This is a genomic window from Streptomyces dioscori (assembly GCF_003024195.1).
GTDB lineage: Bacteria > Actinomycetota > Actinomycetes > Streptomycetales > Streptomycetaceae > Streptomyces > Streptomyces dioscori.
Genome location: NZ_KZ679042.1, coordinates 402,358 through 424,032 on the forward strand (window position 1 = coordinate 402,358; position 21,675 = coordinate 424,032).

The 21,675-nt window shown below is 70.8% G+C and carries 12 protein-coding genes; 9 read left to right on the top strand and 3 right to left on the bottom strand.

The window, feature by feature from the left end; translation table 11 throughout:
- The 3 genes from C6Y14_RS15650 to C6Y14_RS15660 form a co-directional block, all read right to left on the bottom strand.
- Window positions 1-891 carry a DUF6206 family protein gene (locus C6Y14_RS15650; RefSeq protein ID WP_107017265.1) on the bottom strand — a complete coding sequence of 297 codons (891 nt, stop codon included), beginning with the start codon at window positions 889-891 and terminating at the stop codon, window positions 1-3.
- Window positions 892-901: 10 nt separating this feature from the next.
- A complete protein-coding gene (locus C6Y14_RS15655; RefSeq protein ID WP_107017266.1) occupies window positions 902-1,345 on the bottom strand; it encodes a DUF6041 domain-containing protein in 444 nt (147 codons plus the stop codon).
- Window positions 1,346-1,471: 126 nt separating this feature from the next.
- On the bottom strand, window positions 1,472-2,710 hold the full coding sequence (locus C6Y14_RS15660) for a beta-ketoacyl-[acyl-carrier-protein] synthase family protein (protein WP_107017267.1): 1,239 nt from the start codon (window positions 2,708-2,710) through the stop codon (window positions 1,472-1,474).
- A gap of 498 nt (window positions 2,711-3,208) precedes the next feature.
- Between C6Y14_RS15660 and C6Y14_RS15665 the strand changes: the two genes are divergently transcribed.
- From C6Y14_RS15665 to C6Y14_RS15705, 9 genes are all read left to right on the top strand, one after another.
- Window positions 3,209-4,216 (top strand): beta-ketoacyl-ACP synthase III, encoded by a 1,008-nt coding sequence (locus tag C6Y14_RS15665; protein WP_107017268.1) that lies wholly within the window; start codon window positions 3,209-3,211, stop codon window positions 4,214-4,216.
- Window positions 4,217-4,319: 103 nt separating this feature from the next.
- Entirely contained in the window at window positions 4,320-4,574 is a 255-nt protein-coding gene (locus C6Y14_RS15670) for an acyl carrier protein (RefSeq protein ID WP_107017269.1), read from the top strand.
- A 61-nt stretch (window positions 4,575-4,635) separates the two neighbouring features.
- A complete protein-coding gene (locus C6Y14_RS15675) occupies window positions 4,636-4,896 on the top strand; it encodes an acyl carrier protein (protein WP_107017270.1) in 261 nt (86 codons plus the stop codon).
- On the top strand, window positions 4,893-6,941 hold the full coding sequence (locus tag C6Y14_RS15680; RefSeq protein ID WP_107017271.1) for an aminotransferase class I/II-fold pyridoxal phosphate-dependent enzyme: 2,049 nt from the start codon (window positions 4,893-4,895) through the stop codon (window positions 6,939-6,941). The genes C6Y14_RS15675 and C6Y14_RS15680 overlap by 4 nt, the downstream gene beginning before the upstream one ends.
- Before the next feature lie 7 nt (window positions 6,942-6,948).
- Window positions 6,949-8,718: an amino acid adenylation domain-containing protein gene (locus tag C6Y14_RS15685; RefSeq protein WP_107017272.1), complete on the top strand. Its 1,770-nt coding sequence runs from the start codon at window positions 6,949-6,951 to the stop codon at window positions 8,716-8,718.
- Between the two features lie 11 nt (window positions 8,719-8,729).
- Window positions 8,730-16,802, top strand: coding sequence for a type I polyketide synthase (locus tag C6Y14_RS15690; RefSeq protein ID WP_107017273.1), 8,073 nt, complete (start codon window positions 8,730-8,732; stop codon window positions 16,800-16,802).
- 20 nt (window positions 16,803-16,822) lie between these two features.
- On the top strand, window positions 16,823-17,731 hold the full coding sequence (locus C6Y14_RS15695; protein ID WP_225891100.1) for a thioesterase II family protein: 909 nt from the start codon (window positions 16,823-16,825) through the stop codon (window positions 17,729-17,731).
- Window positions 17,732-17,744: 13 nt separating this feature from the next.
- Window positions 17,745-18,869: an SAM-dependent methyltransferase gene (locus C6Y14_RS15700; RefSeq protein WP_107017274.1), complete on the top strand. Its 1,125-nt coding sequence runs from the start codon at window positions 17,745-17,747 to the stop codon at window positions 18,867-18,869.
- 19 nt (window positions 18,870-18,888) lie between these two features.
- The gene (locus C6Y14_RS15705; RefSeq protein WP_107017275.1) at window positions 18,889-21,627 is read left to right on the top strand and encodes a PEP/pyruvate-binding domain-containing protein; all 2,739 of its coding nucleotides are present in this window, start codon (window positions 18,889-18,891) and stop codon (window positions 21,625-21,627) included.
- The last annotated feature ends 48 nt before the right edge of the window (window positions 21,628-21,675 follow it).

Below are 21,675 nucleotides of genomic sequence, written 5' to 3' on the forward strand. Positions count from 1 at the left end.
TCAGCGCTCCACGCGCGGGGGCAGCAGGAACGGGTAGGTGCGGCGTCTGATCCGGTGGTGCCAGAAGCGGTCGGCCTGCCGCAGCCGCTGGATGAGCTCCCACATCCGGGCGTCGTCCCGGTAGTAGGCGGCCACCTCCTCCACGGTGATCGGCCGGGACAGGCGGGCGTTGGCCTGTTCGAGGAACGCCGGTACGAGTTCGTGGAGCCGTTCCTTGTACAGGTTGCCGAGGAAGTCCAGCAGGACACCGCGGGTCTCGTAGAACTTGTCGAAGATCGACTTGGTCATCGAGACCCGCACGGCGTCGCGCAGGAACCAGGGCAGCGAGCTGAAGAAGAGCCGGACGTCCAGCCGTTCGCGGTTGCGGGCGTCCCGCATGAGAGGCGTCGTGACATCGATGTACACCAGCTCACCGCCGACATCCATCCAGTTGTTGGCCTGCGCGTCCAGACCGAGAGTGGGCTCCACGGCACGCTCGACGCGGTCGAGGAACCGGGAGAAGAAGTCCTTGATCCAGATGTCGTCCTCGGTGTGCAGCAGCCTGGAACAGAGCCGGTGCGCGGGCAGTTCGCGCTGCACGCAGTAGGCCGTGATCCGCCCCGACGGCAGCCGCGTGTGCCACAGCTCGGTGTCGGCGACGTCGAGACCGTTGTCCCCGAGCCTCCTCAGATATTCGCGCAGGCTCTCCTCGTACCGTTCGAAGCGTCCGCCGTCGGGAAACACCGGCAGCCGCTTGCACGCGAAGGCGCCGTCACCGCTCTCCAGCCGCAGCACCAGGCTGACTTCGCCGTAGCCGAGCACGTCGAGGGCACTGTCGTCCCTGGTCCTGAGCGCGGCTCGAACCCGGTCTTCGAGCTGCGCGAGTTCGTCGTGCGGAACGGTGAAGGACATGGCATGACCCTTAGCTCTGGTTGTCCGTCCTGGCCCGCGAGGTGGCCGCGGCGGACGGGGACGGTGTGCGCCGGCGCCGCACGAGGAGGTGGATGGCCGCGGCGAAGAACGCGGCGTCGAGCACGAGGATCTGCGGCACGCTGCTGACGAGGATGACGACCAGGCAGACCAGCATGAGCAGTTGGCCGTAGAGGGCGGCGACGACCAGATACCGGTCGAGGATCAGGACGACCCCGCTGACGACCATCGCCGCCGCGACGAACACGGTGACGCCGGTGGGGTGTTCGGCGAGCCAGTCGGTGAAGGGACCGAGGACGGCGACACCGTCGTTGCCGTCCGCGGCTCCGTCGAGGCGCTCTTCGACGGACTCGATCTCCGGGAAGAACTTGCCGATGCCGGCGATGACGTAGAGGACGCCCACTATGCGCTGGAGGATCAGGTCTCGTTTGGTCACCCGATGGAGTCTTCCGGTGTCGTGGCCTGGCGGCCGGGGCTTTTTCGGACGAGATCCACTGCTGCCGCGATCCGGTGTCGGTGTGCACGCCGGTTCAGACGGCCCGGTGTTCGCGTGTACGGCGGTTCAGGCGGCCGTGATCACCAGGACCGCGTTCTGGCCGCCGAAACCGAACGAGTTGCTCACCGCGACCTCCACCTTCCGTTCCCGGGGCGACCCGGCGACGATGTCCAACTCGACCTCGGGGTCCTGCCGTTCGAGGTTGGCGGTCGGGGGGATGGTGCCGTTCTCGACGGTCAGCACGGTCAGCGCGGCCTCGATCGCTCCGGCTGCGCCCAGGGTGTGGCCGGTCACCCCCTTGGTGGAGGTGACCGCGGGTCCTTCACCGAGCAGCCCTCGCAGCACCTTGGCCTCCGCCGCGTCGTTGAGCGGTGTCGAGGTGCCGTGGGCGTTGACATGGTCGACCTCGTCGGGTGTGACGCCCGCTCCCGACAGGGCCGTGCGCAACGCCAGCAGAACCCCCGCGCCCTCGGGGTCGGGGGCGGTCATGTGGTACGCGTCGGCGGAGGCCCCGTACCCGGCGATCCTCGCCCGGACCGTCGCCCGGCGCGCCCGTGCGTCCGCCTCGCGTTCGAGGACGAGCATGCCGCTGCCCTCGCCGATGACGAACCCGTCGCGGTCCGCGTCGAAGGGGCGCGATGCGGCGGACGGTGCGTCGAGTCTCCTGGACAGCGCGCCCATCTGCGCGAAGCCCGTCACCATCAGGGGGCTGACCCCGGCCTCGGCGCCGCCCGTGACGACCACGTCGCAGCTTCCGTCGCGCAGGAGTTGCAGGGCCGTACCGATCGCCGTGGCACCTGAGGCGCAGGCCGTCGCCGTGACCAGATTCGGGCCCTTGGCGTGCAGGTCCATCGCCAGGTGCCCGGCGGCCATGTTGGGCACGAGCATGGGGATCAGCAGGGCGGAGACCGCTTCCGGTCCCTTCTCCAGCATCCGCCGGTGCTGGGTCTCCCAGGTCGCCACTCCCCCGAGGCCGCATCCGACGACGACGCCGACGCGGGCTCCGTCCCAGGTGCCGGGGTCGAGGCCGGCGTCGGCGACCGCCTCGCGTGCCGCGGTGATGCACAGCTGGCTGAAGCGGTCGTGTGCGAGGGAGCTGCGCCGGCCGACGTGCTCGCGTGCGGAGAAGCCGGGCACCGTGCAGGAGATGTCCACGGGGAGTCCGGCCAGCGAGGGGTCCGTGGCCGCCGGGGACCGGCCCGCGCACACACCCTTCCAGGTGTCGTCGGCGCCGATGCCGGCCGAGGTGACCAGGCCGACACCCGTCACGGCGACGGGTGGCAGCCTGCCGTCCCTCACACTCATGCGTCCCTCACACTCATGCGTACCTCACGCTCATGTGCACCTCTCGCTCATGCGATGCGACCCGCCGTTCCGGCGCCCCCACGGCGCCCCCACGGCACCGCTGCGTCACTTCGCCATCGAGTGTGGGCTGCGGGACTGACCGCCCGCTGACCGATGACTGACCGCGCGCTGACGGTCCGGCACCCAACGCCGGAGGTGCACTGCGTCAGTCATCGGTCAGTGCCTCGTCAGCGATCGGTCAGCCCCTCGGACCAGACTCGGCCCGGACATCGCACATGACCATCCGGACATCGCACATGACCGCCCCGGACATCACCCATGACCACCCGGAACACATGACCCCGGTACCGCATGCCCGTCCGCACCACTTGGATCTCCGGAACACCTGGCCGTCCGGAAGACGAGGAGCACTCGCGTGGTTGCACGTCTTCGCGACCGACCGGCACCGCGACACCTCACCGGTGACCGCCTCGGCCGGCCGGGCCAGGACGGTGTCCGGTGAGCCGGGCCGCCGTACTGACGGGGGTCGGCAGCTGCCTGCCGCCCCGGGCCGTCCCGAACGACGAACTGGCCGCCGGGCTGGACAGTTCCGGGGAATGGATCCGCTCACGCACCGGTATCGAGCAGCGGTACTTCGCGGAGCAGGGCACGGCGACCTCCGATCTGGCCGTCGGGGCGGGCGAGAGAGCCCTGAAGAGCGCCGGCGTCTCCACCGTGGACACGGTGCTCGTCGCGACGACCACCCCGGACCGCCCCTGTCCCGCGACCGCCCCCGTGGTGGCCGCCCGGCTCGGGATGAGGGGAACGGCCGCCTACGACGTGTCCGCCGTCTGCACCGGATTCGTGTACGGGCTGGCGACCGCGGCGGGGCTCATCGCCGCGGGCGTCGCGGACCGTGTACTGGTGATCGGCGCGGAGACGTTCTCCACGCTGCTCGATCCCGAGGACCGGTCCACGGCCGTGATCTTCGGCGACGGCGCCGGAGCGGTCGTACTGCGCTCGGGCGATCCGGCGGAGCCCGGCGCGCTCGGCCCGTTCGACCTGGGCAGCGACGGCGACGGCGAGGACCTGATCACCGTGCCCGCGGGCGGTTCACGTCAGCGCCTGTCCGGACTGGCACCGGCGGCCGGCGAACAGTACTTCGCCATGTCGGGCAAGGAGGTCTTCCGGCACGCGGTACTGCGGATGACCGGATCGGCCCGCACGGTTCTCGACCGGGCGGGCTGGCGGGCGCGGGACGTCGACCATCTGGTGAGCCACCAGGCGAATCTCCGGATCACCAACCATGTCGCCGACGACCTCGGGATCCCCCGCGCCCGCTGTGTCAGCAACATCGCCGAGGTCGGCAACACCGCGGCGGCCTCCATCCCGCTCGCTCTCGACCAGGCGCACACCGAAGGTGTGTTGCGGCCGGGCGGGCGGACGCTGCTCACCGCGTTCGGCGGCGGGCTCACCTGGGGGTCCGCGGTACTGACCTGGCCGGACCTGGACCCGGCCCGCGCGTGAGCATCAGAACCAGCACGGAATACCAGCACCAAGGCGAGGGCCAGGGCCAGTGGACGGCACCAACAGGAGCGCGCGTACGAGCACGAGCGAAGGAGCACACGGCATGAGCGTGATGTACGGCAGGCTGGTCGATCTGCTGGTCGACCGTTTCGAGGTGGACCGTGCGGAGATCGGCCCTGACACCACGTTCGAGGACCTCGACATGGACTCGCTGTTCCTCGTCGAGCTGCTTCTCGTCATCCAGTCCGATTTCGGCGTCCATGTCAGTGACGACGCCGCGTCTCCCGGGGACACGGTCACACAGGTCGCCGACCTGATCGAGCGCCTCGCGTCCGCCGAGGTCCCCACCGGGCCGTGACCAGGCCGCGGCCAGAGGGCAGCCAGGCCAGAGTCCGCCGGAAACCGAGTCGAGGACGACCATGAGCACCCAGCAGTCAATCATCAACTACATCGCCGGTGTGTGGCTCGACGGTGACACCGAGGGCCTCGACGCGCAGGTCCCCCTCGCCGAGCTCAACATCATCGACTCGGCCGGGATCTTCGACCTCGTGCACTACATGCAGGACGACTTCCGTATCACCGTCCCGCTGCAGGAGATCTCCCCGGCGAACTTCCGGACGGTCGACACGATGGCAGCGCTGGTCGAGCGGCTGCGGCGAGAGGGGGAGACCGTCCGATGACGAACGCCACCGGGGACAGGCAGGACAGCCACGACCGGCAGACCGGACAGCACAGGCAGCACGGGCAGGAGGGGCAGGACAGCGGCAGCGTCCGGAGTCAGGTCGTCGACATCATCGCCTCACGGACGCTGTACGACGAGTCCTACCTCCTGCCCGACAGTCATTTCGAGGCGGAACTCGGTATCGACTCGGTCATCTTCGAATCGATCCTGGCCTCGGTGAAGGAGCAGTTCGCGCTGGTGGCGCCACTGCCGTCCGGCCTCGTGACGGTCGGCGACCTCGTCCGCGCGGTCGAGCGGGCCTGTCAGGCCTCCGGTACCGCCGTTCCCCGGCCGGTGGACACCGCACCGGGCGGCTCCGGCTCGCTCCTGGAGACGGTCGTCACCACCACCATGCGGCACACCCAGTACCAGCGCGGTCAACTGGCGCCCGGCGCCGACTTCGAGAGCGAGCTGGGCATCGACTCGGTGCTCCTGGCCTCGATCGTGGCCGACGCCGCGCGTGAGCTCGGACTTCCAGCCGGCCTGGCGGGCACCGTCACCGCGACGTCCCTGGACGAGCTGGTGGAGGCCCTGCGCCCGTACCACGAGGACGCGCGACGGGTGGATCGGGCACCCACCGGCCCCGGGGGTGCGGCACGGATCCCGGACGAACGAATCCTGGGCGAGCGAATCCCGGACGAACGAATTACGGACGAGCGCGCCGTGGACGCACGCGCCCAGGACGAAAGCGCCGCGGTGGAACACGCCGCGGACGGGCATGCCGCGGACGATCCGGGCACGGCCTGGGACGGCCGCTCCATGAAGGACTTCGTGGAGGAGCGTGACAGCGATCTCTTCGCCAAGACCCGCAGTTTCGGCAGGTATCTGCGGCGGCGCGAGGCCGAACGCCTCTACTGGTACGGCATGCCGTTGCACTCCCGCTGCTCGAACCGGGCCGTCATCTTCGACGAACTGGAGGGCCGCGAACGCGAGTTCCTGATGTTCGCGTCGAACAACTACCTGGGTCTGGCCAACCACCCCAAGGTGATCGAGGCGATCTGCGACGCCACGCAGCGGTACGGGGCCACCCACACCGGCTCCCGGTTCATCGGCGGGACCAACATGCTCCACAAGGAACTGGAGCGGCGCCTCGCCGCCTTCAAACAGCGGCCGGCCTGCATCGTCTATCCAGGTGGCTACGCGGCGAACATCGGCGCGATCTCCGCCCTGGTCAAGAGCTACGACACCGTCGTCGTCGACAAGCTGAACCATATGAGCATCGTCGACGGCGCCCGGCTCTCGGGCGCCACCCGCAGGATCTACCAGCACAACGACATGGCGGACCTGGAACGCATCCTGAAGCGCTGCGACGAGGCGCCCGGCGGCAAACTCGTCGTGGCCGACGGTGTGTTCAGCATGCACGGCGACATCTGCGACCTGCCCGAGATCGTCCGCCTGGCCAAGGAGCACGGCGCCAGGGTCATGATCGACGACGCGCACTCGACCGGCGTACTCGGCAGGCGCGGCTCGGGAACGGCCGAGCACTTCGGCCTCAAGGGCGAGGTGGACCTGGAACTGGGCACGATGAGCAAGACACTCGCGGGCATGGGCGGGTTCGTCGTCGGCGACGAGGAGGTCGTCGAGTACCTCCGCTTCTACTCGAATTCGTACGTCTTCGCCGCGAACATTCCCGCGGGTGTCGCCGCCGGGCTGATCGCGTCCATCGACGTCATCGAGTCGGAACCCGAGCGGATCACGAAGCTGTGGCACAACATCCGTCTGCTGCGGAGCCAGTTGGCGGACGCCGGTTTCGATCTGGAGAACACCCGCAGCGCGATCCTTCCCCTGGTCATCGGCGACGAGCGCAAGGCGATGGAGATGGGCCGCGCGGTCCGGGCGAGAGGGCTCTACTGCCAGACCGTGGTGTTCCCGGGCGTACCGCTCGGTGACGCGCGCCTGCGGGTCAGCGTCACCTCGGAACACACCCCCGAGGACCTGGAGACCGCTGCGGGCATCTTCGTCGAGGCCGGCCGCGAGGTCGGTGTCCTGCCGTCGGCGGGGTGAGGCGACGATGACGGACACAGCACTGACGCGGACACCGCACGGCCGAGATTCCTCAGCGACCGGCTCCGGCGTCTCGCCGAACGACTGCGACGACACCTCGCTGATCCGGTTGCCGCGGTCGCTGTCCCGGGAACAGGCGGCCCGGCCCGCGTTCGTCGGCGACAGGACTGTCACGTACGGCCAGTTGGCGGCGGACGTCACCGCCGTCGCGTCCGGTCTGCTCGGGCTCGGCACGGCGATCGGTGACCGGGTGGCGATCTGGATGGACAAGACGCCACGCTACGCCGAGGCGATTCTCGGGACCCTGCAAGCCGGTTGCGCCTATGTCCCCCTCGACGGTGGCCAGCCGGCCGCACGCGTGGAGCACATCCTCACGGACTGCGAGCCCGTGGCCCTTTTCACCGACCACCGGCACCTGGAACTGCTGGCGGACCGTGAACTGCCCGCCTCCGTACGGGCGATCGTGGTGGCGGACGCCACCGGCCAGGAATCGAACGGGACCACGTCGAGGCCCATGGCCCCCGTCCGGCCGTGGGCCGACTTCGCCGCGGCGGCAGGAGACGCGACGGCTGGAGGCGCGATAGCTGGAAACGCGATGGCTGGAGGCGCGTCGGCAGGACAGAGGGCGGCTCACGTCGAGGTCCCGCCCGCCCCGGATCGCGACGACCTCGCCGCGGTCCTCTACACCTCCGGCTCGACCGGTACGCCGAAGGGGGTGCGGATCTCCTACCGGAACCTGGCGAACTTCATCCGCTGGGCCCGTACCGAACTGACCGTGGGGCCGGACGACGTGTTCGCCAACCACGCCTCCTTCAACTTCGACCTGTCGACCTTCGACCTCTTCACCGCGCTGTCGGTGGGCGCCGGTGTCTGGATCGTCGCCGACGACCAGGCACGCGACGTCGCGGCACTGGCCGGGGGAATCCGCGAGTACGGCGTCACGGTGTGGTACTCCGTGCCCTCCGTGCTGAACCTGCTGACCCGCGCGGGCGCACTCACCCCGGAAACGGTACGCACCCTGCGGTACGTCCTCTTCGCCGGCGAGGTGTATCCGATCGGGCAGCTGCGTTCCCTGGCGGCCCTGCTGCCCGGGGAGACGGCGCTCTACAACCTGTACGGGCCCACCGAGACCAACGTCTGCACCTACCACCGGGTCCGTGCGGAGGACCTTGCCCGGGACGAACCCGTGCCGATCGGCACCCCGGTGCCCGGCGCCCGCGTGTCCGTCGTGAACGAGGACGGACGCACGCTGCACGGGTCCGACGCGTTCGGCGAGTTGATCGTGGAGGGTGACTGCGTCACGCCCGGCTACTGGCGAGGGGCGTCACACCCGGCCGACCTGGGAGACGTTGCCGCCGGACACAGGAAAGGCCGCCACGCCACCGGTGACCTGGTGAGCTACGAGGGAGCCGGCCTCGTCTACCGCGGGCGCCGGGACCGGATGGTCAAACTCCACGGCTATCGGGTGGAATTGGGCGAGATCGAGGCCACGGCGCTCAAGCATCCGGCCGTCGCGTCCGCCGCCGTGGTGGTCGACACAGCGGGCACGGAGCCACGGATCGCCCTCTACTACACGCTCGGTACGGACGCCCGCAGGCCGAACCTCATCGAGATCAAGCGGCACTGCGCACAGCACCTGCCCCGCTACATGCTGCCCCAACTGGCCGTCTGCCTCGATGAACTGCCCCACAACGCCAACGGCAAGACCGACCACCACCGCCTGGGCAGTGGGACGGCCGGGTCTGTCCGGCACTCGCAGGCCGTGCCCGGCAAATGACGGAGACGCTCATGAACCAGGATCCCCACAAGACCCCCTGGCAGCCCTGGCAGGGGAAAGAGCCGAAGACCGTCGCCGGGCTGCTGCGCCGCCATCTCGAAGACCGTCCGGACGCGCTCGCCTACCGATTCCTCACCGGAACCGATCCGGGCCGCGCCGACGACGGCAGCGCCGGAGAGACAGGAGGGGCGGGAAAGGCAGGAGAGACGGGACAGGCGGGACAAGCAGGAAAAGCAGGACGGTCGGGCGAGGCGGAACAGGGCACGTCATGGAACTACCGGGAGCTCGACCTCCGCACCCGGGCCGTCGCCGCACTCCTGCAGCGCGAAGGCCTCACCGGCAAACCCGTCCTGCTGCTCCACCCCCCGGGGCTCGACTACATCGCTGGCTTCCTCGGCTGCCTGTACGCCGGAGCCATCGCCGTACCCGCCTACCCGCCGGACACCCGGCGCTTCGGCCAGACCATGCCCCGTCTCGCGGCCATCGCCCGGGACTCCGGCGCCACCCACGCCCTCACGACCGGGGCCCTGTCGCGCTTCGCGGCCACGAAACGACGCGAGATGGACTCGCTCGGGCTCGCCGGCCTGCGCTGGCTGGCGCTGTCCGGGCTGGGCACGGCGGGCGCCGACGACTGGCATGAGCCGTCCGTCGGGACCGATGCGACGGCCTTCCTCCAGTACACGTCCGGCTCGACCTCGTCCCCCAAGGGCGTCATGGTCAGCAACGGCAACCTGCTGCACAACCTCCGTTCGATCCACCGCAGGCTGGAGCACGACGCCGGATCGGGCATGGTGTCCTGGCTGCCCCCGTACCACGACATGGGTCTCATCGGCGGCATCCTCACCCCCTTGTACGGCGGGTTTCCGGCTCACCTCATGTCCGCGATGTCCTTCGTACGACAGCCGCTGCTGTGGCTGGAGACGCTGTCGCGGACCAGGGCGTCCACCAGCGTGGCCCCCAACTTCGGCTTCGAGCACTGCGTACGCCGGATCACGGACGAGCAGCGGGACAGCCTGGACCTGAGCCACTGGAGGCTGGCGCTGAACGGCGCCGAGCCGGTACGCGCCGACACGCTCGACCTGTTCACCGAACGGTTCGCGCCCTGCGGCTTCGAGCGCCGTGCCCTGCTGCCCTGCTACGGCCTCGCCGAGGCGACGCTGATGGTGACGGGGGTCGGCGCGCACGAACCCCCGCCGGTCGGCGCGTTCGCGTCCGCCGCGCTGGGCACGGGGATCGCCAGGTCCGTACCCGACAAAGCCGTACCCGAAGGACCCGAAGGACCCGAAGGACCCGCAGTAACCGAGTCGCGGGGTGAGCGGGCGGTCCGGCTGGTCGGATGCGGACCCGCCGTCGACGGGGTGGATGTCGCGATCATCGACCCCGACACCCGACGGCGGATCGGCTCCGAGGGTCACGTCGGTGAGATCTGGATCGCGGGCGGGAGCGTGGCGCACGGCTATTGGGGCCGCCCCGAGACCAGCGAGGCCACCTTCCGGGCCCGTATCGAAGGCGAAGGACCGGCACCCTTCCTGCGCACCGGCGATCTCGGCTTCCTGAAGGGCGGCCACCTCCACGTCGTCGGCCGTATCAAGGACGTCGTCATCGTGCAGGGCCGCAACCACTACCCGCAGGACGTCGAACTCACCGTGGAACGAGCCGACGAGACGGTCCGGGCGGGGTCGGGCGCGGCCTTCTCGGTCGAGATCGACGGCGCCGAGGGACTCGTCGTCGTGCACGAGGTCGAGAGCAGGCGCCTCGACGGGGCGCAGGCGCTCCTGGCGAAGCTGCGCACGGCGATCGCCGAGGAGCACGACGTGGCACCCCACGCCGTCGTCCTCCTCAAGAGGTCGACGGTCCACAGGACGACCAGCGGAAAGATCCAACGGCAGGCGTGCAAGCGGGACTTCCTCGGACTCGGGCTCACCGTGGTGGCGGCCAGCGTCACGAGGGACCTGACGACACCCCTTACCGCCCCGGCCGGGGACCTCGACGGCCTGTCCACCGCCGCGCGCCGGCAGCGGGTGGTCGACGCGGTCACCGAGGTCCTGACGGGTGTCCCGGCGACGCCCGACGCGCCGGACGTCACCGGCTGGACGTTCCTCGAACTCGACCTCGACTACCCGGCGCTCCTCACCGCCGTACGCGTCCTGGAGGAGCGGCTCGGCACCAGGATCCCCGTGGGGGCGCTGCTGGTACGCCCGAGGGTCGACACCCTGATCAGCCTGTTTCTCGGTGAGGAGCCCGGGGAGCAGCCGCCCGCCAGGGAGCAGTCGGCCGAGCTGTGGGACGCGGAGGCCGTGGAGGCCTGGCTGGTCGAGGAGGTGGCGACACGCCTCGGCCTGTCCGCCGCCTCGGTCGACGTCACCAGGCCGCTGGCCTCGTTGGGCCTGGACTCGAAGCAGGCCGTGGCCATCCTCGCGGAACTCGGCGCGCGGACCGGGCGCGAGATGAGCACAGGCACCGCTTTCGAGCATCCGACCATCCGGGCCGTCGCGGCCCATGTGGGTACCGCCGAGCGTTCGGCGGGCCCGGCGGGCCCGGCGGTGACGACGGCGGTGACAACGGCGGCAACACCTCAACTCCAGGCGCTGTCAGCGCCGTTGCCGTCGGCGTCGGCGTCGCGGCAACCGTCACCACCGCAGGACACCGGGCCCGAACCCATCGCCATCATTGGCATGGGGTGCCGTTTCCCGGGCGCCCCGGACCCGGACAGCTACTGGCGGCTCCTGGTTGACGGACGCGACGCGATCACCGGGGTCCCGGCCGGCCGTTGGGCCACCGAGCAGGTGGACGCACCCGCGTTCGGCGGCTTCATCGATCGCGTGGACGAGTTCGACGCCCGCTTCTTCGGCCTGTCGGCCAGGGAAGCGGCACGGATGGACCCCCAGCAGCGGCTGCTCCTGGAGACGGCCTGGCAGACCGTGGAGGACGCGGGCCTCGATCCGACCGGGCTGGCGGGCAGCGCGACCGGCGTGTTCGTAGGCATCAGCAGCCATGACTACTCCGAGCTGCAGATGAGCCGCCTGGAGACGATCGACGTCCACGCGGCGACCGGCAACGCGCACTCCATCGCGGCGAACCGGCTGTCGTACACCCTCGATCTGCGCGGTCCGAGTCTCGCGGTGGACACCGCGTGCTCGTCGTCGCTGCTGGCGGTGCATCTCGCCTGCGAGAGCATGCGGCGCGGTGAGTGCGACACGGCCCTGGCCGGCGGGGTCAACCTGCTGATCTCGCCGGGCCTCTCGGTGGCGTTCGCCCAGGGCAACATGCTCTCCCCCGACGGACAGTGCCGTACGTTCGACGACGCGGCGAACGGTTACGTACGCGGTGAGGGCGTCGGCCTCGTCCTCCTCAAGCCGCTCTCCGCCGCGCTCGCCGACGGCGACCCGGTCCACGCGGTGATCCGCGGCTCGGCCACCGCCCACGGCGGCAGGAGCAACGGCCTGACGGCGCCGAGGGGTTCGGCCCAGCGGTCCGTGATCGAACGCGCCCTGGACCAGGCAGGCCTGAGCGGTCCGGACATCGACTACGTCGAGGCGCACGGCACCGGCACCTCACTCGGCGACCCCGTCGAATGGGAGGGCCTGGCAGCCGCCTACGGAAGTGGCCGAGCCGAGGGCGGCCCCTGCCTGGTGGGTTCGGTCAAGACCAACATCGGACACCTGGAGTCGGCCGCGGGCATCGCCGGACTCATCAAGGCGGCCCTCGTCGTACGGCACCGCCAGGTCCCGCCGACGCTCCATCTGCGGACCCCGAACCGCCGTCTCGCCTGGGACGGCGCCGGGCTCGACGTGCCGACCCGGCTCACCGGCCTGCCGGACACGGGCAGCGTACGGGCAGGTGTCAGCTCGTTCGGGTTCGGCGGGGCGAACGCACACGTGGTGCTCGAATCGGCCCCCGAGCCGGATCCGATCGACGCGGTGGCCCCGAAGCGGCCCACGCACGCCCTGTGCCTGTCGGCGCACACACCCACGGCCCTCACCGCGCTCGCCCAGCGCTGGCGCACACACCTGGCCGCCCACCCCGACGCGGAACTCGCGGACCTGTGCCACACCGCCAACACCGGCCGGGCCCGGCTCGCCTTCCGGGCGGTCGTCACCGGCGGTTCCCAGGAGGCGTTCGACACCGCGCTCGACGTCTTGGCCCGCGGCGGACCATCGACCGCCGTGGTGCGCGGGCGGGCCCGGCCGGGCCGCGCGCCGAAGGTCGCGTTCCTCTTCAGCGGTCAGGGAACGCAGTACACGGGCATGGGCAAGGGCCTGTACGACACCCACAGCGGGTTCGCCCGGACCCTGGACGCCGCCGACCGCGTCCTGCGCCCGCACCTCGGTGTCCCGCTGACGGAACTGCTGTTCGGGGAGGGGAGCGCCGACCGGCTGGCGAGCACCCGGTACTGCCAGGCCGCGCTGGTGGCTCTGGAGGTCGCGCTCGCCGAGCTGTGGATCTCGCTGGGTGTGCGGCCCACCGCTCTGCTCGGGCACAGCATCGGGGCGTACGGCGCCGCCTGTGTCGCCGGGGTGATGTCCCTGGAGGACGCCCTGACGCTGGCCGTGGTGCGGGGCAGGCACATGGCCGAGCAGCCGGGCGAGGGCGCGATGATCGCCTGCGCCGGGGACGCGGAGGCGATCCGCGCCGAGGCCGCCGTCGAAGACTCCGTCGCGGTCGCCGCCGTCAACGCCCCCGGGCATCTCGTCCTGTCCGGGCCCCGTACGGAGATCGACCGGGTACGAGCGCGGCTGGAGAGCCGGTCGGTCGTCGTCAGGCCGCTGACGGTGTCGCACGCCTTCCACTCCCCGCTGATGGCGGGTGCGGCCGAGCCGCTGCGTGCCGCGGCGGACGGTGTCGCGTTCCGGCGGCCGGAGATCCCCTGGGTCTTCGACGCGACGGGCGAGCCGGTCACCGGGCCGGTCGGGGCCGAGGACTGGGCGCGGCACATGCTGGGTCCGGTGCGTTTCGCCGACGGTTTCTCCGCACTGCGTCACCTCGGCTGCGATGCCTTCGTGGAGATCGGCCCGCATCCGACCCTGCTCAACATGGCACGCACCATGACCACTTCGGACGACGAGGAGTCGGTGCTGTGGCTGCCCTCGCTGCGCCGCGCACGCGGCGGCCCCGCGGGTGACGGGGACTGGCAGACGCTTCTCCAGTCGCTCGGCCGACTGCACTGCGCGGGCGGGCCGGTGAACTGGGCCGCGCTGGACGAGGGTTCGCGCAGGCCGCGGATCCCGGTACCGCACGCGGTGCTCGAAGGGCAGCGCTACTGGTTCTCGGCGCAATCGTCGACGACGTCGGAGGGCGGTGGCGCGCAGGACGGCATCGCTGATCCCAGTCCGGCACCGCAGCCCGCCCCGGCCGCCGCCCTCGTCACTACGGCCGCGGGCACCCCGGCCGCTCCAGCGGCTCCAGCCGCTCCCGTCCTTCCGACACCTCCGGCCCCTCCGACCCCTCCCGCCCCTCCGGCCTCCGACGGAGACGGGATCCGCAACGAGGTGGTCGACCAGGTGGCCCGCGCCTGCGCCTTCCTGCCCGAGCAGATCCCCCTGGACGCACGCCTGGGCGCGGACCTCGGTTTCGACTCGCTGATGCGCACCGAACTCGAACGCGCCCTCGCCCGCCGCTTCCCCGAGCAGCTGGACAGGTACCGCGAGTCGGTGCCCGAGGACCCGACCGTCGGCCAGCTCGTGGCCCTGCTGGACACCGGTGACCGGACGCCACCGGTCCACGGGAACAGCACTCCCCCGCCCGCGGTCGCGGGCCCCCCGGTGCGGCAGGAGCGCGAGTTCGAGGAGTGGGCCGAGTACGCCGAACTGCAGGGCCGTCTCCGCCAGACCACGACGAGCGGCGCCAACCCGTACGGCCGGATCCACGAGGGTCACAATTCCGGCCGCGTCTCCATGGACGGCCGCCCTGTCATCAACTTCTCCTCCTTCAACTACCTCGCGCTGTCGCACCATCCGCGGGTACGCAGGGCCGCGCAGGAGGCCATCGACCGGTACGGCACCTCCAGTTCGGCCACGCCCCTGCTGTTCGGCGAGACGCCGCTGCACCATGAACTGGACGCCGAGATCGCCTCGTTCCTCGGCACGGAGGCCGCGATCGTCTTCGCCGGCGGCCACGCGACGAACGTGGCGACCATCGGGCATCTCTTCGGCCCCGAGGACCTGGTCCTGCACGACGAGTGGATCCACGACAGCGCGCTGCGCGGCTGCATGCTCTCGGGTGCGCGGCGCCGGCCCTTCCCCCACAACGACTGGCGCGCGCTTGACTCGATCCTGGGCACACTGCGCTCGCAGCACCGGCGGGCCCTGGTCCTCATCGAGGGCGCGTACAGCCAGGACGGTGACCTCCCCGATCTGCGCAGGTTCATCGACGTGAAGAAGCGCCACGGCGCGATGCTGATGATCGACGAGGCGCACTCGATCGGTGTCCTCGGGCGTACGGGCCGGGGCATCGGCGAGTACTTCGGCGTCGACCGCCGTGACGTCGATCTGTGGATGGGCACGCTCAGCAAGGCGCTCGGCAGCCTCGGTGGCTACATCGCGGCCCGCGGACCGATCATCGAGTACCTCAGGTTCACCGCTCCGCTGCACATCTTCAGCACCGGTATCTCACCGGCGAACACCGCCGCCGCCCTGGAGGCGATCCGGGTCGTCAGGGACGAGCCGCAGCGCGTGGCCCGGGTGCGGCGGCTCGCCGAGCACTTCCGCGACTCGGCCCGTGCGCGCGGCTTCGACATCGGTGTGTCCCGTGCCTCGGCGGTGATCCCGGTCGTCATCGGCGACTGGGAGAAGACGATGGCGCTCTCCAACGCCCTGCTGGAACGGGGCGTGAACGTCATGCCGATCGGCTATCCGGCCGTCGCCCGCGACGAGTGCCGGCTGCGCTTCTTCGTCACCGCGGACCACACCGAAGCAGACCTGGAACACTCCCTCGATCTCCTGGGACGAGCCATGGCGGAACACACCCACACACCCCCCTCGCCCTCACCCTCCCCCGCGGAGCACCTGGCCGCAGCCTCACACCCCACCGCTCCCGCCGCTCATCCTGCCCCTGCCCCTGGGCCGTCGGGCGACTCCGTCGCGGACGTCCTCGTCACCGGCGCGAGCGGTTTCATCGGCGGCCATCTGACGCGCCGGCTGACCGAACACGGCCACCGCGTACGGGTGTTGGTGCGCGAGGGCAGCGACCGTGCCGCCTTCGCGGGCCTGGACGTCGAGGTGGCGACCGGTGACCTGAGCGACCCGGAGAGCCTGCGCCGCGCCGCGTCGGGCGTCCGGCACGTCTACAACTGTGCGGGCCTGTCGGCCGACTGGGGCCCGTGGGAGGAGTTCAGGCGGATCAACGTCGACGGCAGCCGCAACCTCGTGGAGGCCGCCCATCACGCGGGGACCGTGGAGCGTCTGCTCCACCTCAGCACCACCGACGTGTACGGCTATCCGGTCACCCCCTGCGACGAGAGCGCGGAGCCCAGGGACATCGGGCTGCCCTACAACCGCAGCAAGGTCCTGGGAGAGCGTGCGGTGCGGCAGGCCGCCGAGCGGACCGGGCTGCCGGTCACCGTCGTACGGCCGGTGTCGGTCTACGGGCCGCGCAGCAAGGACTTCGTGATCGAGATCGCGACGCTGCTGCTGAGCCGGCAGATGGTCTACGTCCGCGGGGGCGCCGTACCGGCGGGTCTCGTCTACGTGGGCAACCTCGTCGACGGAATGATCGCGGCCTGCGCGTCGGACACGGCGGCCGGCAGGGCGTACAACATGCGGGACCCCGATCCGACGACCTGGCGGGAGTACGTGGAGGCACTGGCCCGCGGTCTGGGCGTGAAGCCGCCCGCGTTCAGCCTGCCGACGCCGGTGGCGCGGGGCGTGGCCACGGTGTCCGAGAGGCTCTACGGCGCCCTGGGGATCAAGTCCCGGCCCGTGCTCACCCGTCATGCCGTCCATCTCTTCGACCGTGATCAGTCCTACGCCATCGACCGGGCGCGCGACGACTTCGGGTTCAAGAGCGAGGTGGGCTTCGAGGAGGGCATCGAGCTGACGCTGGCCTGGCTGGACTCGCCGGAGGGCCGCGCACTCGTCAGCCGCTGAACCCGACCGAGAGGATCCACGTGCACACGATCGAGCGGCCGGCGGCAAGGGGCCCGTCGGCTCCGCGACCACTCGCTGCCGGGTGGTTCCCCGGCTTCAACCCGAGCACGGACACCGCTGGAGCCACGGCCACGGCCACGGCCACTGCTACAGCCACGGCTGCGCGTGCCGGGGGCCGCACCGCCCCGCTGCGTCTCGTCTGCCTTCCGTACGCGGGCGGCACGCCGTCCGTCCACCGGAACTGGGCGGCACACCTCGGCGACGACGTGCACGTCGTTCCCGTACTCCTGCCCGGCCGGGGACTGCGCTCGCGGGAGACGCCGTACACCGACCTGGGCGCTCTGGTCGCGGACCTCGCCGACGCGCTGATCGAGCACGAACTCGCCCAGGACTACGCGCTGTTCGGGCACAGCATGGGAGCGCTGCTCGCCTACGAGGTGGCCCGTGAGCTGCGGGACCGCGGGCTGCCCGAGCCGGCACATCTCTTCGTGTCGGGCAGCAAGGCACCGCACCTGTACGGCGATCGCCGCGACCACCTGCTCTCCGACGCGGATCTGCGGCAGCTGGTACGCGATCTCGGAGGCCTGGGCGCCGACGACACCATCGGCAGCTCGTACCTGGAGCGGCGGCTGCCGGTGCTGCGCGCCGACCTCACTGTCTGCGAGACCTACCGCTGGACCCCGCGCCGCCCTCTGAGCTGCCCGATGACCGCCTTCTCCGCCACCGGTGACCCGATCGCGTCCGCGCACGAGATGGAGGCCTGGCGCGTCCACACCCGGGGCTCGCTCCTGCGCCACCACGTGGAGGGCGATCACTTCTTCCTCAACGGCCCGTCCAGGCCGTACCTCCTGCGCGAGATCCGTGCCGAACTCGACCGCCACCTCGCCCGCCGCCTCGACCGCCTCGACCGCCTCGACCGCCCAATGTGAAGAGGGAACCCTCATGGATCTACTGAGCCTGGCCAGGACCGTCAAGGACCGGGTGGAGGCACCGATCACGGACGCGCTGGCCGTGGCGAAGGTCGTCACGGACCCGCGGACCCCCTTGTTGCTGGCGCTCTCCACGGTGGTGGTCACCCCCCTGTACCGGGCGGCCTTCCTGGCGTCCGCCTCGGGCTCGGGTGTGCTCCAGTGCCTGGCCGTCCGGCCCTGCGACCTGGACAGCCTGGTCGAGTACCTGGAGGTGCCCCAGGACCGGGAGCGGCTGCGCGTCTGGCTCGACGCCGGTGTCCGCCTGGGTGAACTCGACGTGCGCGAGGGGTGTTACCGCCTGCGGAGCACTCTGGCCAAGATCCTGGCCCGGGCGGGCAACGACGCGGTGGCCGCCGCCCTCGAAGAGATCATGCGCTTCCATGTGCCGGCGCTGCTGGACGCGCCCCGGATGCTCAAGGAGGGCCGTCGCTTCTCCCTCGGCGACCAGGACGGTACGGTCATCGCCCGTTCCTCCCTGGCGCTGCAGGGCATGGTGCAGGAAGCGATCGACCGCCACCTGGAGCGCGCCACCCCGGTCCGGCTGCTGGAGATCGGCTGCGGGACGGGGGCGTACGTCCGTCACTCCGCACGGCTCAATCCCCGCCTGACCGCCCTCGCGGTCGACCTCCAGCCGGACGTCGCTCTGCGGGCCGCCGCCAACATGGCCGAGTGGGGGCTGACCGACCGCGTGGAGACCCGCCAGGGTGATCTGCGCACCCTCGAACTCCAGCCCCAGTTCGATCTCGTCACCCTGCACAACAACATCTACTACTTCCCCGAGGCCGAGCGGGTCGAGGTGCTGGAGCGGGCCCGCTCCTTCCTGGCGCCCGGCGGCCGGCTGCTCCTCACCTCGTCGTGCCAGGGCGGCGGGAACGCCGGGCTCGACGTGCTCAACCTCTGGTTCGAGTACGCCGACTTCGGTGGTCCGCTGCCCCGGGAGGGCGAACTGGTCGCCCAGCTGGAGAAGGCGGGGTTCACGGACGTCCGGGCCGCCGGGATCGTCCCCACACAGCCGTTCCGCGTGTTCACCGCGGCCAACGGCTCCCACAGCGTCAACGGCAGCCACGGCACTCACGGCATCCACGTTCAGGCCTGACGGGCCAGGAGACCTCATCATGGACACACGCACGGCAAGCACTCCGGCCCCCGCCTCCTCCCCCGGCTCCTCCCCCACCCCCTCTCCCGCCTCCCTCGTGGTCGTGCTCGGTCGCACGACGGGCCTCGGCAGCGAGACGCTGGGCGGCAAGGCAGCCCGGCTGAGCGAGATGATCGAGGCGGGGCTGCCCGTCCCGCCCGCGTTCTGCCTCACCACCGGGCTGTTCGACCTGTTCCTGCGCGAGACGGGCCTCGGCGCGGAGATCCGGGCCGCCGAGGCGCGCGACGCGGACCCCGGGGCCGTCCGTGAGCTGATCACGGCCCGGGAGATACCCGAGCCCCTCACCCGTGCGATCGTCGCCGCCTACGAAGAGTTGGGCAGGCCCCGGGTCGCGGTCCGTTCGTCGGCCTGTCGGGAGGACTCCGCCGCCCAGTCCTTCGCGGGCCAGCACGACACCGTCCTCGACGTGTCGGGCGACCAGGACCTGCTCGACGCGGTCAAGGTCTGCTGGGCCTCCCTGTGGTCGGACCGCGCGGCCGCCTACCGCGACGGGTCGGGTCCCGCGGGCTCCATCGCCGTGGTCGTGCAGGAGATGGTCCAGGCGGACGTCAGCGGGGTGCTGTTCACCGTCGACCCCGTCGGCGCACGGCCCAACCGCCTTGTCGTGGAGGCCTGTTGCGGTCTCGGCGAGGGGCTGGTCTCCGGGCGGGTGTCCAGCGACTTCTTCGTGGTCGACGACCGCACGCTGGAGGTGATCGAGGAGCATGTGCGGTACAAGGTGACCAAGTGCGCGCCCCTCACCCCGGGCCGGATCGGTATGACGAAGGTCGACGCCGCCGACCGCAACGCGCCCTGTCTGACCAGGGAGCAGCTGGGTGTGCTCGCCGGCCTCGCGGTGGAGGTCCGTTCGCACTACGGCACCGAGCAGGACATCGAGTGGGCCATGCGCGACGGGGAACTGCACCTCCTCCAGGCCAGGCCCGTCACCACGCGCCCCCCGGACAGGGCGACGGCGGACGGGGAGCGCAGCCCGTATCTCAGGCGGCAGAGCGACCCCGTGCAGCACGGCACGCTCTGGTCGCGGATGGACATCGGCGAGATCTTCGTCGGGCTGATGTCACCTCTTGGTCTGAGTTTCGCGCAGTACTACCAGCGCCATGTGCACGGGGACTGCGCCGCCGCGCTCGGGGTGCGGGACACCGGTGACGTGGGCCTGCAGATGGGCTTCTTCCAGGGGCATGTGTACTTGAACATCTCCTACACCGCCTATCTGCTCGGGCAGTGTCTGCCCACCCGCGACCAGCGCCACTTCACCAAGCGCTTCGTCAGCGAGGAGGTCGACCTCGCCGCGTACAGGAACCCGTTCGGGACGTTTCCCGGGGGTGTGGAGGATCTGCTCTCGACCGTGCACTGGGTGCAGGCCACGGCCACCGAGATGCTGATCATGAAGCAGCGCGCCGAGGAGATGGCCGGCTCGCGGCTCTACGAGTTCGACCGCGCCCGGCAGCTCGACCTGACGCGGATGAGCCGCCGGGAACTCGACGCCGAACTGACCCGCTACCTTGGCTACTTCCACGACGCGCACGTCGGCTACATGCCGTACTACATCAACGCGTTCGGGTTCTACGGCATCCTCACCGAGCTGTGCGCGAGCTGGCTCGGCGCAGACGGCGACAATCTGCAGAACCGCATCAAGACCGACATGTCGAGCCTGCGGACCGTCGCGTCCGCGCAGGAGATCTGGGGGGTGGCCCAGGCGGCGAAGGCCAGGCCCAGCGTACTGAAGATCATCGACGAGGCTCCCCTCGACGAGATCGAGGAACGGCTGCGCGGCGACGCCGAGGGCCGGGCGTTCTGGGACGCGCAGGTGGAGCCTTTCCTGCGCGCCAACGGCACCCGGGGACGCCAGGAGATGGAGCTCACCCATCCGCGCTGGATCGACGACCCCTCGTACATCTTCCAGATGATCCGCCGCTACGCCGCCGACGGGATCTCCGTGGACGACCTCATGGGACGCAGCCGGGCCCACGTAGAGGGCGACGGCCGGGCGGTCCTGGAGAAGCTGCCGCTGCACAAACGCAAGGTCCTGGAGACCGTCATCTCCATGTACAGCCTGTGCAGCGAGCTGCGCGAGACCACCCGCATGTCGATGATCACCTCGATCTGGCTGGTCAGGAACGTCGTGTACGAGGTGGGCAGGCGGCTCGTCGCGGAAGGGGTCCTGCACTCGCTGGACGAGGTCGCCTTCCTCGAATTCGAGGACGTACGGGCCTACTTGGCCGGCACCGCCACGGAACGTGAGGCGTTCTCCCGGGCCGAGCTGGACGAGCGGCGGCGCCGGCACGAGTACCACAACCGGCTGCCCGAGCCGCCGCTCACGTTCGTCGGTGAGCACGACATCACCCAGGCGGTGCGGCCGGCCGCCGACGGGACCCGGCTCGAAGGACTGGGCTCCAGCCCGGGGCGGATCATGGGCCGCGCGCGGATCGTGGAGGACCTGGTCTGGCAGGCGGACGAGTTCCAGCCCGGCGAGGTCCTCGTCACCCGTTACACGGACGCGTCCTGGACACCGCTCTTCGCCATCGCCGGCGCGGTGGTCACCGACATCGGTTCGATGCTCTCCCACAGCTCGATCGTGTCGCGGGAGTTCAACGTGCCGTCCGTGGTCAACACCAAGCACGCCACGCAGCGCATCAACACGGGCGACCTGATCGTCGTCGACGGCGACACGGGTGTCGTGGAGGTCGTCGAAGGCTGACCACTCCGCCCCGTCCGTCAGCGAACAGTGCCGCTCCCGTGGAGCGGT